General features: G+C 36.8%; 15 protein-coding genes. 9 read left to right on the forward strand and 6 right to left on the reverse strand.

The annotated features are described in order from the left end of the window. Window positions 1–14: 14 nt before the first annotated feature. Window positions 15–674 carry a YceI family protein gene (locus J2X31_RS09840; RefSeq protein WP_310026403.1) on the reverse strand — a complete coding sequence of 220 codons (660 nt, stop codon included), beginning with the start codon at window positions 672–674 and terminating at the stop codon, window positions 15–17. A gap of 284 nt (window positions 675–958) precedes the next feature. Between J2X31_RS09840 and J2X31_RS09845 the strand changes: the two genes are divergently transcribed. From J2X31_RS09845 to J2X31_RS09880, 8 genes are all read left to right on the forward strand, one after another. Further along, a complete protein-coding gene (locus tag J2X31_RS09845) occupies window positions 959–1,537 on the forward strand; it encodes a nucleotide exchange factor GrpE (protein WP_310026404.1) in 579 nt (192 codons plus the stop codon). Between the two features lie 68 nt (window positions 1,538–1,605). Then, window positions 1,606–2,736, forward strand: a complete 1,131-nt coding sequence (gene dnaJ, locus J2X31_RS09850; protein WP_310026405.1) for a molecular chaperone DnaJ — start codon at window positions 1,606–1,608, stop codon at window positions 2,734–2,736. Between the two features lie 188 nt (window positions 2,737–2,924). Beyond that, window positions 2,925–3,845 (forward strand): ABC transporter ATP-binding protein, encoded by a 921-nt coding sequence (locus tag J2X31_RS09855; protein WP_310026406.1) that lies wholly within the window; start codon window positions 2,925–2,927, stop codon window positions 3,843–3,845. Window positions 3,846–3,918: 73 nt separating this feature from the next. Beyond that, window positions 3,919–5,211 carry an ABC transporter permease gene (locus tag J2X31_RS09860; RefSeq protein WP_310026407.1) on the forward strand — a complete coding sequence of 431 codons (1,293 nt, stop codon included), beginning with the start codon at window positions 3,919–3,921 and terminating at the stop codon, window positions 5,209–5,211. A gap of 3 nt (window positions 5,212–5,214) precedes the next feature. Further along, complete coding sequence (locus J2X31_RS09865; protein WP_310026409.1) at window positions 5,215–6,054, forward strand: mechanosensitive ion channel family protein; 840 nt, start codon at window positions 5,215–5,217, stop codon at window positions 6,052–6,054. A gap of 192 nt (window positions 6,055–6,246) precedes the next feature. Beyond that, complete coding sequence (locus J2X31_RS09870) at window positions 6,247–7,410, forward strand: sigma-54-dependent transcriptional regulator (RefSeq protein ID WP_310026410.1); 1,164 nt, start codon at window positions 6,247–6,249, stop codon at window positions 7,408–7,410. 87 nt (window positions 7,411–7,497) lie between these two features. Further along, the gene (locus J2X31_RS09875) at window positions 7,498–8,136 is read left to right on the forward strand and encodes a DEAD/DEAH box helicase (protein ID WP_310026412.1); all 639 of its coding nucleotides are present in this window, start codon (window positions 7,498–7,500) and stop codon (window positions 8,134–8,136) included. Window positions 8,137–8,233: 97 nt separating this feature from the next. Beyond that, on the forward strand, window positions 8,234–8,452 hold the full coding sequence (locus J2X31_RS09880; RefSeq protein WP_310026414.1) for a putative signal transducing protein: 219 nt from the start codon (window positions 8,234–8,236) through the stop codon (window positions 8,450–8,452). A gap of 120 nt (window positions 8,453–8,572) precedes the next feature. Here the strand turns inward: J2X31_RS09880 and bamJ are convergent, their stop codons facing one another. The 5 genes from bamJ to J2X31_RS09905 form a co-directional block, all read right to left on the reverse strand. Continuing rightward, the gene (gene bamJ / locus J2X31_RS09885) at window positions 8,573–9,676 is read right to left on the reverse strand and encodes a BamJ family beta-barrel-assembly machinery protein (protein ID WP_310026416.1); all 1,104 of its coding nucleotides are present in this window, start codon (window positions 9,674–9,676) and stop codon (window positions 8,573–8,575) included. Between the two features lie 25 nt (window positions 9,677–9,701). Beyond that, entirely contained in the window at window positions 9,702–10,817 is a 1,116-nt protein-coding gene (locus tag J2X31_RS09890; protein WP_310026419.1) for a peptidylprolyl isomerase, read from the reverse strand. Between the two features lie 14 nt (window positions 10,818–10,831). After that, window positions 10,832–11,452: a gliding motility-associated peptidyl-prolyl isomerase GldI gene (gene gldI / locus J2X31_RS09895; protein ID WP_310026420.1), complete on the reverse strand. Its 621-nt coding sequence runs from the start codon at window positions 11,450–11,452 to the stop codon at window positions 10,832–10,834. Next, the gene (locus tag J2X31_RS09900; RefSeq protein ID WP_310026421.1) at window positions 11,433–12,455 is read right to left on the reverse strand and encodes a DHH family phosphoesterase; all 1,023 of its coding nucleotides are present in this window, start codon (window positions 12,453–12,455) and stop codon (window positions 11,433–11,435) included. Before J2X31_RS09900 ends, gldI begins: the two co-directional genes overlap by 20 nt. Window positions 12,456–12,661: 206 nt before the next feature. Beyond that, a complete protein-coding gene (locus tag J2X31_RS09905) occupies window positions 12,662–13,918 on the reverse strand; it encodes a voltage-gated chloride channel family protein (protein ID WP_310026422.1) in 1,257 nt (418 codons plus the stop codon). A gap of 151 nt (window positions 13,919–14,069) precedes the next feature. Here J2X31_RS09905 and nadC point away from each other — a divergent pair, with 151 nt between their 5' ends. Beyond that, window positions 14,070–14,927, forward strand: coding sequence for a carboxylating nicotinate-nucleotide diphosphorylase (gene nadC, locus J2X31_RS09910; RefSeq protein WP_310026426.1), 858 nt, complete (start codon window positions 14,070–14,072; stop codon window positions 14,925–14,927). Window positions 14,928–14,936: the final 9 nt, after the last annotated feature.

The raw sequence follows: 14,936 nt of genomic DNA on the forward strand, positions 1-14,936 counted from the left end.
AGATGAATTAATAACTATTTTGTAGCTTTGACAGTAACTTTAAGCTCAATATCGTCGTTGATGAATTTGTCTTTCAAGTCATCTTGCAATGATTTCGAAGCATAATTCACACCCCATTCCGTTCTGTTGATTGTGAAAACATCACTTGTAATGGTCACTCCATTTGCATCAGCAACAACAGTAGCAGGGAATTTCACGTTTTTAGAAATTCCTTTGATGGTCAAATTTCCTTCGATATTTGTTTTTCCTTCAGCAGCAGTAGCTTTCGTGATTTCAAAAGTTCCAGTTGGGAATTTCGTAGTGTTAAAAAAGTGGTCTTCACCAGCTTTATCTCCAGTGCCTTTCAAGTGATTTTCTAAATCTCCTTTTCCGTCAGCGGCTGTCAAATCTGTAACCGTGATACTTGTCATATCAATCGTGAATTTTCCACTTTCAACAGCATCACCATTAACCGTAACTTCACCTTCCGAAATAGCAATAGTTCCAGTATGTTGTCCAGCAGGTTTTTTACCCGTCCAGTCAATAACCGATGTAGCTTTATCTACTTTATAAACAGCAGAAGATTCAGTTGCAGTTGCAACCGTTTCAGCATCAGTAGTTGTAGCTTCTTTTTTACATGCAACTGTCAAAGAAAGCGTTGCTAAAACAAATAAACTTAAAATGTTTTTCTTCATAATATTGTTTTTTAGTTTCACAAACTTACTTTAAACAACAACACAACTATCTTAAAAATATATTAAAATATCATTATCATTAGAAGCGAATCAAAAGGCATTTTTGGAATCCATATTCCCGCCTTCCACAATAGTTTTTGTTCTGAACCCCAGAACAAAAAGCTATTTGCTCCAGTCGGGGCTAAATGATAAACTGTCCGGGATAAAATAAAACCATGAAAAAAAGAATGACAATTTGACATTTTCAAACAAATGGCAATACTTTTGCAACACAAGAAAATGCAATGAAATTTAAAAACATATTCAAAAATACACAGAAAATGACTACTGAAAATACTGAAAAAGATCAGGAACTAGACGATGCAACATTAGAAGCAAATGCAAACGGAGAACAGCTCATCGTTGAAGAATTAAGTATTGAAGAACAATTGACAAAAGATTTGGCAAACGAAAAAGATAAATTTCTACGTCTTTTTGCCGAGTTCGAAAATTATAAAAGACGTACCTCAAAAGAACGTATGGATTTGTTCAAAACCGCAAACCAAGAAGTACTGCAAGCCATGTTGCCAGTTTTGGACGATTTTGACAGAGGAATGGCAGAAATTAAAAAGTCTGACGATGAAGCACTTGTTAAAGGAGTAGAATTAATTCATGAAAAATTAAGAAGTACTTTAGTTTCAAAAGGATTGGAAGAAGTTGAAGTTCGTTCAGGCGATGCCTTCAATGCAGATTTTGCAGAAGCAATCACTCAAATTCCAGCACCTTCACCTAAATTAAAAGGTAAAATCGTTGACGTAATCGAAAAAGGATACAAACTAGGAGACAAGATCATCCGTTTCCCAAAAGTGGTTATCGGACAGTAATATTTATTTTAGGATATTATGATTAGGCAAAGTCTTAATTCTTAATTCTTAAATCTTAATACCAAAAAATGAAAAAAGATTTTTACGAAATATTAGGTATCACAAAAAGTGCCGATGCTGCCGAGATAAAAAAGGCATATCGCAAAAAAGCTATTGAATTTCATCCTGACAAAAATCCAGGCGATAAGGAAGCAGAAGAAAAATTCAAACTAGCTGCCGAAGCCTATGAAGTTTTAAGCGATCCACAAAAGAAAGCGAAGTACGACCAATATGGTCATCAAGCTTTTGATGGTGCAGGTGGTTTTGGCGGAGGTCATGGCGGTATGAACATGGACGACATCTTCAGTCAGTTTGGCGATATTTTCGGAAGTGCTTTTGGCGGAGGTGGAGGATTCTCTGGCTTCGGTGGAGGCGGAGGCGGTCAACGTCGTGTTAAAGGAAGCAATCTTCGTATCAAAGTAAAACTGACTTTGGAAGAAGTTGCCAATGGAGTGGAGAAGAAAGTAAAAGTAAAACGTAAAATCCAGGCTTCTGGAGTTTCCTATAAAACTTGTTCTACTTGTAATGGTCAGGGTCAAGTAATGCGAGTGACCAATACTATATTAGGTAGAATGCAATCGGCTTCAACCTGTCCAACGTGTGGCGGTTCGGGTCAGATTTTGGATAAAAAACCAAACAATGCCGATGCTCAAGGAATGATTCTGGAAGACGAAACCGTTTCAATCAAGATTCCAGCAGGAGTTGTAGATGGAATGCAGTTGAAAGTGGCCAACAAAGGAAACGATGCTCCGGGAAACAACAGTATTCCAGGAGATTTAATTGTTGCAATCGAAGAAATCGAACACGAAACATTAAAAAGAGAAGGCGAAAATCTTCACCTTGATTTATATATTAGTTTTGCCGAAGCAGTTCTAGGTGTTTCAAAAGACATCGATGCCATAAACGGAAAAGTAAGAATCAAATTGGAAGAAGGAATTCAATCAGGAAAGATTCTTCGATTAAAAGGAAAAGGAATTCCTAGTGTAAATGGTTACGGAAATGGCGATTTGCTAGTTCATGTAAACGTTTGGACACCGAAAACTTTATCTAAAGAACAAAAGCAATTTTTCGAGAAATCCCTTACAGATGAGAACTTTATTCCGCATCCGGAAAAGAGTGATAAATCTTTTTTTGAAAAAGTTAAAGATATGTTTTCATAATTAAAAAAATATTTTTACATTTGGACTTTACTAGTTTACTAGTGAATTCTTTTTCATAGCAATTTTTCCCATCCTTGTGCAAATAAGGGTGGGTTTTTTTTTGTAACACTTTTTTCTTTTCGCTACTAATTGGCTACATTTACACTTTAGAGACTCTGAAGTCCAATAAAATCAATCTAACTTATAAAATGAGCAATATACTTGAAGTCAAGAAAGTTGTTAAAAGATATGGCGACTATACCGCACTTAATGAAGTTTCAATAACGGTACCAAAGGGAAGCATCTACGGACTTTTGGGACCAAATGGAGCCGGAAAAACTTCCTTAATCAGAATCATCAATCAAATTACACTGCCAGACGGAGGAGAAATTCTGCTCGACGGAGAAAAATTGAGTCCAAAGCATGTGCAATCTATCGGATATTTGCCAGAAGAAAGAGGCTTGTATAAATCGATGAAAGTAGGGGAACAATGCTTGTATCTTGCCCAGATGAAGGGACTTTCAAAATCCGAAGCTAAAAAGCAACTGGATTATTGGTTTGAAAAATTCGAAATCCAAAGCTGGTGGAACAAGAAGATTGAAGAGCTTTCAAAAGGAATGGCACAAAAAATCCAATTTGTGGTAACTGTTCTTCATAAACCAAAATTATTAATCTTGGATGAGCCGTTTTCAGGATTCGACCCTGTGAATGCCAATTTGATCAAAGACGAAATCATCGAACTCAACCGCCAAGGAACTTCCGTAATTTTTTCGACACACCGAATGGAAAGCGTCGAAGAAATGTGTGATTATATAGGTTTGATCCATAAATCGAATAAATTGATCGAAGGAAAACTAAACGACGTCAAGAGAGAATATCGTTCCAATACTTTCGAAGTCGGAATCCTAACCAGCAATGTCGAAGGTTTGATGTATGATCTAACCCAAAAATTTACTGTAGGTCAGGCAAATTTCAAATCCCTAAACGAAGATTTGAAACTCGAAATACAATTAGGAAACGCCACCTCAAACGAATTGCTTCACATTCTGACACAAAGAGGACAAGTAACGCATTTCGTAGAAAAAATCCCAAGCGTAAACGATATTTTTATTCAAACAGTAAGCCGATAATTTTAGATTTTAGACTTTAGATTTCAGACTGGAATCTAAAATCTAAAATCTGCAATCTAAAATCTAAAATCAAATGAGCATCCTAACCTTAATCATAAAAAGAGAGTTCATCTCCAAAGTGCGAAACAAATCGTTCATCGTAATGACCTTCTTAAGTCCGTTGCTTTTCGTCGGACTTGCCGCTTTCGTTGGCTATTTGAGTACAATGAAATCAGACGTAAAGGAAATTGTAATCCATGACGAATCGAATCTTTTTGTCAAGGATTTTAAAAATTCCGAAGAATATCATTACCTCAATCTGACCAATGTCGATTTAAAAACGCTCAAAGACAGCATCGTTTCAGAACGTTACGAAGGCTTGCTTTATATCCCGAAAATCGAGGACAATAAAGAACTTTCAAGCAAGATACAATACATCTCAAACGAAAGTCCAAGTATGTCGTTTATCGAAGATTTGGAAGACATCATTGCAAAAAAACTCACCACCTCCAACTTTCAAAAAGCAGGACTGGATACTTTGTCCATCAAAAATGCCGAAGCGAAAGTGAGCATCAACCTAACAAAAGCCACCGGAGAGGAAACCGTAAAAGGACTCAACGAAATAAAAGTCTTCATCGGAGCTGCTTTCGGTTATCTAATTATGATGTTCATCATCATCTACGGAAATATGGTCATGCGAAGCGTCATCGAAGAAAAAACAAACCGCATCATCGAAATCATCATTTCATCGGTAAAACCATTCCAATTAATGATGGGAAAAATCATAGGAACATCCTTGGCAGGAGTTTTACAGTTCGTCATTTGGGCAATTTTAGGAGGAACACTATTGCTAGTTGCCTCATTAGTTTTAGGAGTAAATTTAAGTTCAACTTCCGTAGTAGCCAGTAGTATGGACGAAAGTTCAATATCAACAATGCAACTATATGTCAACGAAGGTCGTAATCTTCCAATCGGATCACTTTTAATCGCCTTCATCATCTATTTCATCGGGGGATACTTCCTCTACAGTTCCATCTATGCCGCAATTGGTGCCGCTGTCGATAACGAAACCGATTCGCAACAATTCCTTCTGCCAATCATATTGCCTTTAATGCTAGGGGTTTATGTTGGGTTTTTCAGCGTTTTGAGCGAACCTCACGGAACCGTAGCCACCGTATTCTCCATGATACCGTTAACCTCGCCAATCGTAATGCTGATGCGAATTCCATTCGGAGTGCCATGGTGGCAACTACTTATTTCAGTGCTTTTATTGTTCGGAACGTTCTTTTTCGTAGTCTGGTTTGCCTCAAAAATCTACCGCGTCGGAATCCTGATGTACGGCAAAAAACCAACTTGGAGAGAATTATATAGATGGTTAAAATATTAAAAAATGGAACTATTTGAACAGCTCAAAGAAATTTTTGGACTAAGCCTAATCAAAACTCAAGATGTAAATTTCACATTAGGAGCTTTGGTGGCCTTGGTGTTTGCTTTTTTTGCCACTTCATTTATACTACGATTCTTCAGAAAATTTGTCACCCGAAAACTTCCCATCGAAGACCGGAACAAATTCATCAGCATTTTCCAGTTCCTTCAATATGCCATCTATATCTTCGTGCTAATGTTCACCCTCAAAGCATCAGGAGTAGACGTAACAGTACTTTTAACCGCTTCAGCCGCTATTTTCATAGGTCTGGGATTTGCACTGCAACAACTTTTTCAAGATTTAATCGCCGGAATTTTAATCATCCTGGACCAAACCCTACACGTTGGCGACATCATCGAAATCGAAGGAAAAGTTTGCCGTGTCGAAAAAATCAGCCTTCGTTCCACCATCGCCGTCACTCGAAACCAACGCGTTATGGTCATTCCAAACCACAAATTCCTCAGCGATATTCTCTTCAATTGGACACAAAAAAGCAACATCATCCGCGAAAATGTAGAAGTTGGAGTAGCCTACGGGTCAGATACACAATTAGTTAAAAAAATATTAATCGATTGTGCCAAAAACCATCCCCGAATCCTCAAAGAATTTGAACCAACCGTCATGTTCGAAAATTTTGGCGATTCATCACTCGATTTCGCACTCTATTTCTTCATCGACGACGGATTTACCGTTCCCGGAATCAAGAGCGAACTCCGTTTTGAGATCGATCAGCAATTCAGAAACCACAATATTTCAATACCATTTCCACAAAGAGATGTACATATATACAATCAAAATAGTTAGGAGCGAAAGGCTCGGGCCAAGAATAAAACCATATTCCTGCCTTCCTTCCAAATCTTTTTATTTTTTTAAAGAAAAAAAATAAAAAGGATTTTCCCTCCAGTCAGGGCTAAAAAGCCAATCATAAAACCTAAACCGCCAACAACCCAAAAACCAAGAACAGATAACTGATAACAGACAACTGACAACAAAAAAATGAGCAAAATACTAATCATAGAAGACGAAGCAGCCATCCGAAGAGTATTAACCAAAATACTTTCCGAAGAAAACGACACCTATCAAGTTGAAGAAGCCGAAGACGGCGTTTCAGGTTTCGAAAAAATAAAAAACAACGACTACGATCTTGTTTTGTGCGACATCAAGATGCCCAAAATGGACGGAGTAGAAGTCCTCGAAGCCGTAAAAAAAATAAAACCCGAAATCCCAATGGTCATGATTTCCGGACACGGAGACATGGAAACCGCAATCAACACCATGCGACTTGGAGCTTTCGATTACATCTCAAAACCACCCGATTTAAACCGACTTTTGAATACCGTTCGAAATGCCTTGGACAAAAAGCAACTTGTTGTCGAAAACAAAATCCTCAAAAAGAAAGTCAGCAAGCAATATGAAATGATTGGAACTTCGGAACCTATCAATCTCATAAAGGAAATGATTGAAAAGGTATCCAAAACAGATGCGAGGGTTTTAATCACCGGACCAAACGGAACAGGAAAAGAACTCGTTGCCCATCAATTGCACGAAAAAAGCGAACGTTCAAATGCACCTTTAATAGAGGTAAACTGTGCCGCAATTCCATCAGAATTGATAGAAAGCGAATTGTTCGGACACGTAAAAGGAGCTTTCACCTCTGCCGTAAAAGACAGAGCCGGAAAATTCGAAGCTGCAGATAAAGGAACAATTTTCTTGGATGAAATTGGCGACATGAGCCTTTCTGCACAAGCAAAAGTGCTTCGTGCTTTGCAGGAAAGCATGATCACAAGAGTTGGAGCCGACAAGGACATCAAAGTAGATGTTCGCGTTGTAGCAGCAACCAATAAGGATTTGAAAAAAGAAATCGAAGAAGGACGTTTCCGTGAGGATTTATACCACCGATTGGCCGTGATTTTAATTAAAGTTCCTGCATTGAATGACCGTCGGGATGACATACCTTTGCTCATCGAACATTTTGCCGTAAAAATTGCCGAAGAGCAAGGAAATGCAACCAAGGTTTTTTCCGCGGAAGCCATCAAATTGTTGCAGGAATACGATTGGACAGGCAATATCCGAGAACTAAGAAACGTAATCGAAAGGCTAATCATTCTTGGAGGAAACGAGATTTCTGAAAATGATGTGAAGCTTTTTGCGAGTAAATAAGTAAAATTGAAAAAATCCAAGAATCGAAAAAATCCAAATCATTTTTTAGCTCTTTTAGATTTTTTAATTTTTTAGATAATTAAAAAAATGCAATTAAAAAAAATAAACCCAAATCTTCAACAAGCATTAATTGAAAATGGTCTTGTAGAAGCCAATGAAATTCAACAGGAAACGTTTTCGACCATAAAAAGTGGTGCCGATTGTGTGATTGTAGCTCCAGCAGGTTCAGGAAAAACGACCACTTTGGTCATCAACGTGATTCAAAGATTGGAAAAGGAATTCCAGGAATCGCCAAGAGCCTTGATTTTTGTGCAAACCAAAGAAAAAATGCACGAAATGCGAGAGCTTTTCGCAAAATACGGAAACTATACAGATTTACGTGTTTATGGCGTTCATGACAAAGGTGACATCGATTTTGACAAGAATCATATTTCATTAGGAATAGATGTCTTGATTGGAACTCCAAACCGTTTGAGCGATTTGTTTGCTTCAGCAGGTTATGATGTCAATCAGTTGAAAATGTTTATTGTGGAAGACACGGATGAATTACTTCGTTTGCGTTTCGATACAAAAATCGCTAGAATTGCCGAAGCCAAGAAAACACAATGCATCTTCTTTACAGAAAATGTAACAGAAAGAATCGAAAGTTTTGCCGACCGAATCATGATTGAACCTTTGTGGTTTGAAATGGATGAGGAAGAAGACGAGGAAGAGGAAACAGAATAGTTGAGAGACCTAACAGGTTTTCAAAACCTGTTAGGTCTAAAAATACAAGAAGTCGTTGCTTTCGAATAATAAGTAATAATAAATAAATAATAATCAAATGGGATTAATAAAAATATTTTCAGGTAGCGAAATTTTAGCAAAAAATTTACAAAACAGACTAGAAGTGGGCGGTATTAATACCGTTATAAAAGACAACATACAATCGGCAAGATTGGGAGGTTTTGGGAATACGGATTTGGCAGTTGAGGTTTTCATCCAAGAAGTTGATTTTGGAAAAGCCAATCCAATTATAGAAGAATTCAGATTGAGTATTTAGAAATTTGTGCAAGTATATCGAAAACATTATTCCATAGAAACGGTTGATCTAGCACGCTAGACAGAAGAGAAATAGAAAACCAACAAAAAACCCTCAAGAAATTGAGGGTTTTGCTGTGTTTTAGTTGTTTATTTTTAGCAACTCGACTTCAAATATCAAATCGCTTTTCGCTGGAATTACATTCCCCATAGCTCTGTCGCCATAAGCCAAATTGTAAGGAATATAAAATTTATATTTTGAACCTTCCGTCATTAATTGCAAACCTTCTGTCCAACCTCTAATAACTTGATTCAAGTTAAAATCAATTGGTTCGCCTCTTTCAACGCTGCTGTCAAATACTTTTCCATCAACAAGTTTTCCTGTGTAATGCACTTTTACATTGCTTGTAGGTACTGGTTTTGCACCAGTTCCTTCTTGTAAGACGATGTATTTTAAACCACTAGCAGTCGTTTTTCCATTAGCAAATTCTTTTAAAGCAGTTGCATTTGCAACGGCTCTCAACTCGGCTTCTTTTTGAGCTTCGGCTTTTTCTACTGCATCTTTGTTGCTGTAATAATCTGAAAATACTTTTGAAGCATCAAAATTTTTAGCCAAGGCTCCTTTTCTAACAATGCTTACTTTTGTAATAACATCATTTTGTTCAATTGCATTCACAACATCCATTCCGCTAGTCAGGTGTCCAAAAACAGTATGTTTTCCATCCAAGTGTGGTGTTGCTTTGTGAGTAATGAAAAATTGGCTCCCGTTTGTAGCAGGACCAGAATTGGCCATTGAAAGAATTCCTGCTGCATTATGTTTCAAATCAGCAACTATTTCATCTTTAAATCTGTAGCCTGGATTTCCAGAACCATTTCCCATCGGGTCTCCACCTTGAATCATAAAGTCTTTGATAACTCTGTGGAATTTCAATCCATCATAAAAGGGCTTTCCTTTTAATTTAGCATCTGTTACAAAAGTGTTTGTGCCTTCTGCCAAAGACACAAAGTTGGCAACTGTGATAGGTGTTTTTTGGTATTCTAATTCTAAAGTGATTTTACCTTTGGTAGTTTCGATTTCGGCAAACAAACCATCACCTGGTGCTGGAGCAGGGGTTGCTTTCTTGGTGGTGGTCACTTTTTTAGTAGTTGTAGTGGTTTTTTTTGGAGCTGCTTTTTTTGGAGCAGTCTGTGCAAAAATTCCGGTTGTCATTGCCAAAAATAACAATCCAATAAATTTTACTTTCATATTTTAGGATTTAAATTAATGCTTATTATTTTTCTAATAGTTCAATTTCAAAAATGAGGTTGGAATTCGGAGGGATTATTCCGCCTCCAGCACCAGCTTCTCCATAGGCTAGATTTGAAGGAATGAAGATAATCGCTTTGTCTCCATAAGATAACTGCTCTATGCCTTCGATGAATCCTGGAATCATACCGTGCTTGTTTCCTGCTTGAAAAGGAATAGGAGAATATCCACCTTGAGCAGCTCTCATTTCATCGTATTTTCCAAATTGTTTTGCAACTTCTTCGATGCTACTATCAAATAAAGTACCGTCTTCAAAAAAGCCTGCATAGTGAATAGAAACAGCTGTTCCGTTGGCTGGTTTCTTGCCGTTTCCTTTTTTAGTTATACTGTATTGCAAACCTGTGCTCGTTTTTGTTGAGGCTGCTTTGTTTTTTGCAAAATAAGCTACCTTTTCATCAATAATAGCTTTGAATTTTTCAGTATAAAGTCTTTTTTCTTCTGCATCAATTAGAGCTTGCTTTTTCAAGTTTTCGGCTTCGTTGGCAAAATAATCACTGAAGATTTTTATAGCATCAAATTTCTTTGCAGCTTCACCTTTTCTGATGATTGTGATGGAAACAATCGTGTCGTCTTGAACGATTTTGTTTACCGTTTCCATTCCGTTTCCAACAACGTGTCCAAAAACAGTATGTTTTCCGTCCAACCAAGGGGTTTCGACATGTGTGATAAAAAACTGACTGCTATTTGTTGCCGGACCAGAATTGGCCATCGATAAAACTCCTGAAGCATCGTGTTTCAAATCGGTTATTTCATCCTTGAATTTATAGCCTGTATCTCCAGAACCATTTCCAAGAGGATCACCTCCTTGAATCATAAAGTTTTGCAACACTCGGTGAAATTTCAAACCATTGTAAAAAGGCTTTCCTTTGAATTTTTCGTTTACGAAAGTGTTTTTCCCTTCGGCTAATGTTACGAAGTTTGCTACCGTTACAGGTGTTTTCTCGTATTCAAGCTCTAGTATGATATCGCCTTTTGAAGTCACAATTTCAGCATACAATCCGTCTGGAAGCTCGCTGTATTTGTCTTTACACGAAAAAAGTGTCGTGGCTACAATCAATAAAAGTAATATTCTTTTTTTCATTCTTTTAAAATTTACTATTCAGGTTTTGTTTCAGGTTCAATAACTTTATTTTCTTCAACTTTCGGTTTTGCTTTAGCTTTCTGACGATCATCTGGTTTAAAATCTCTCAAAGTAACGGTGCAAACAATTGGTAAATTTGGCCCAATTCTGTCATTGTCTCCTCTGTAACCATAACCAAGATGAGAAGGAAACAGGAAAGTTACTTTTTCATTCTTCCGCATTAGTTTAATTCCATCACGCAATCCCATCAGGATATTTTGCTTGTCCACCAAATAACTTTGTGGTCTCAATTCAACATCCGAATAAATTACATTTCCATTCAAATCTTTGATGTTGTAATCAAAAAAAGCCACATCGCCTTTTTTGGGAGTAAGTGTATCTTTTTCGTTTCTAACTTCATAAAAATACCAATACCCTTTTTTAGTGGCAATGTAGTTCACTTTCGGATTGCTTTTAATGACAGAGTCAATAAGAGCTTCTTCGCCTGCAATCAGCTTAATATTTCTCTTCACAGATTCTTTCATAAAAGTCCCAGAAGTTTGCGAAATCGGCTTTCTGGCTTGTTGCTTCGTACAGCTTACTAAAAGTGTGCCAATTGCCAAAAGCATTATTTTTTTACTTAGATTCATCTTCATTGATCGCAATAGTTTTGATAATATTTTCGAACTTATTTACCGTTTCTTTTAAAGTTAAATACGATTTTCCTCCTGCAGCGTTAATGTGTCCGCCACCATTAAAATGTTCCCTTGCAAATTGATTGACATCAAAATTTCCTTGAGAACGGAAGGAAATCTTAATGATGTTTTCATCCCGATGTTCGATAAAAATAGCTGTAAAAATAATTCCTTTTATCGTTAAACCATAATTTACAATCCCTTCCGTATCACCTTTAACATAATTATAGGTGTCCAGTTCCTTCTGCGAAAGCGTGATGTAGGACGTTTTATATTCTGGAAAAAGTTTCAAATTTTGAAGTGCCTGTCCCAACAATAATAATCGATTATAGGAATTATTATCAAAAAGCGAATTATGGACTTCTCCATTTTCGATTCCGATATCAATCAAATCGGCCACGACGCGGTGAGTTGTACTGGATGTTGAAGGAAAACGGAAAGAACCCGAATCGGTTACAATTCCCGTATAAATACAAGTCGCAACAGTTTTATCAATTAAATTTTTATGACCTAGAAATACGATAAAATGGTACAACATCTCACAAGTTGAACCAAATGAAGTGTCGGAATACGTATATTTTGCATAACCATCTGGTTTCTGGTGATGGTCAATCATAATGAACGTAGCTTCAAGCTTGTTCAAAACGTTTTCCATCTCGCCAACACGGTGCAGGGCATTAAAATCGAGTGTGAAAATCAAATCAGCTTCCTGAAGTATTTTGGTGGTATAATCTCTATCTTTTTCAAAAATCAGCACATTTTCGGAACCGGGAAGCCAAGCCAGAAATTCTGGAAATTCATTTGGAGCAATCACTATTGGCTCGTGGTTGAGTTGCAACAAAAAGTGATACAATCCAAGTGTAGAACCCATTGCGTCTCCATCTGGACTTCGGTGCGGTATGATAGCAATTTTTTTAGGAGTCAACAGCAATTCTTTAATTGCTTCTATATCTTCGTTTTTCATAGGATGCGAAAATACGGTTTTTTGTTTAATTGTGATTTATGAATTATAGAAACTAAAGTGAAAAGTGGTTATGGTTTACATGAATTTCACCAATTTACACGAAATGTGCTTTATGAAAAACTCCACGAATCTACTTATGATAGAAAAATTTGTGAAAATTCGTGAAATTCGTGTCGAATCATTTTCGATATAATTATCGAAGCAAACTAAAGATTTTCAAGTTTTTTAGAATTGAATCGTTGATAGAGGTGGTGTTTTGGACCTTTTACGATTTGAGATTCATAAATTCCAATGTAACCTGACGAAAAATAGGCTACAATGCAAGCAATTCCGACATAAACGGTACATTCATATCCAAATAATTCCATTCCCATTACTGTACAGGCAATTGGAGTATGGGTCGCTCCTGAAAAAACGGCTACAAAACCCATTCCCGCCAATAAAGCGATTGGCAATGGCACAAAAAAGGACAAAGCACTTCCCAATGTGGCTCCAATAAAGAACAGCGGCGTTACTTCGCCTCCTTTAAAACCAACTCCTAGTGTAAATGCCGTAAAGAGTATTTTTAAGATAAAAACAGAAAAATCTTGTTGGATTTCAAAGGAACTGACGATAGTTGGAATTCCTAAACCTAAAAATTTTGTAGCTCCTGTAAAGTAAATGATGGTTACAAATATAACTCCTCCTATAAATGGTCGTAAAGGGGGATATTTGATATACTTTGAAAATATTTCAGAAAAAAAACGAGTGGATTTTGAAAAAAACATCGAGGCCAAACCAAACGAAATTCCAGCAAAGATGACCCAGAAAAGAGCCATAAAATCTAAAGATGGAACATTTGGAATAGTATAATGTGTATGCGAAACCTGCCAAAATTCAACCGTAAAATAAGCAATGTAGGCTACAAGAAATGAAGGAACAATGCTTTTGTAATTGATTTTACTGAAGTACAAAACTTCGATTGCAAAGATAGCTCCCGTTAAAGGTGTTCCGAAAACAGAAGCGAATCCGGCACTGATTCCCATAATGAGGATTGTTTTTCTTTCGGATTTTGACAGTTTGAATATGCCTGAAAATTGGTCAGCAATTGCAGAACTCATCTGGACAGCGGTTCCTTCTCGACCAGCCGAACCTCCAAAAAGATGCGTAATCAAAGTTCCAATTAAAACCAATGGTGCCATTTTCAGAGGAATAATTTCGGTCGGGTTTTCATATTCTTCTAAAATTACATTGTTTCCTTTTGCAACACCTTTGCCAAAATAATGATACATCAGTCCGATTATAAGTCCGCCAATTGGCAAAAGAAATAAAATCCAAGGATGAAGTTCACGATAGTTGGTAACAAATTCAAGCGAAACCAAAAACAAAGCCGAACTTGAACCAGCCAAAATCCCTACTGTCAAGCAGATGATTAGCCATTTAAAAACTCGATAAAGGATGGAATTCTCGGATTTAAAACGCATTTTCAAGTCAATTCGATTGTGCTAAAGTAATCTATTTTCTAAAAATGAAGGAATCGGGATTTTCAATTAACTTTTTTAAGAGTATTAAAATCAATCAAAATCTCAAACCTAAACCGTTTTTTGTATTTTAGCACAACATTTAAATAACGCTATGATTTCGGAAACTCAATTTCAAAACGAATTAAAATTAATCATCGAAAACGCAATCAGGGAAGATGTTGGTCCTGGCGATTACAGTTCATTGGCTTGTATTCCAGCATCTGCAACTGGAAAAGCTAAATTATTGGTCAAGGAAGACGGCATCATTGCAGGTGTGGAATTTGCGAAGATGATTTTCAATTATGTTGATCCAAATTTAAAAATCGAAACCTTTATCAACGACGGAACGCGTGTTAAATATGGCGATATTGTTTTTCATGTCGAAGGAAGTTCACAATCCATTCTAAAATCCGAACGTGTCGTTTTGAATTCGATGCAACGAATGAGTGCCATTGCGACAAAAACCAATAAATACGTTCAACTTCTAGAAGGAACAAAAACCAAAATCCTTGATACTCGAAAAACCACACCAGGCTTCAGGGCTCCCGAAAAATGGGCCGTGAAAATTGGCGGAGGCGAAAATCATCGTTTTGCTTTGTATGATATGGTGATGCTAAAAGACAATCACAACGATTTTGCAGGCGGAATCACAAAAGCCATCGAAAAAACAAAAAACTATCTTCAGGAAAACAATCTCGACTTAAAGATAATTGTTGAAGCCCGAAACCTCGATGAAATCAAGGAAATACTTCAATCTGAAGGCGTTTTCCGAATTCTAATCGACAATTTCAATTTCGAAGATACCAAAAAGGCGGTTGTCTTAATTGGACACAAATGTCTTACAGAATCTTCAGGAAATATAAATGAAAACACCATTAGGAATTATGCCGAATGTGGAGTGGATTATATTTCTTCAGGAGCCTTGACACATTCGATTTACAACATGGATTTGAGTTTAAAAGCCATTTAAAAACTGAAT

The organism is Flavobacterium arsenatis, assembly GCF_031456785.1.
GTDB classification, from domain to species: domain Bacteria; phylum Bacteroidota; class Bacteroidia; order Flavobacteriales; family Flavobacteriaceae; genus Flavobacterium; species Flavobacterium arsenatis.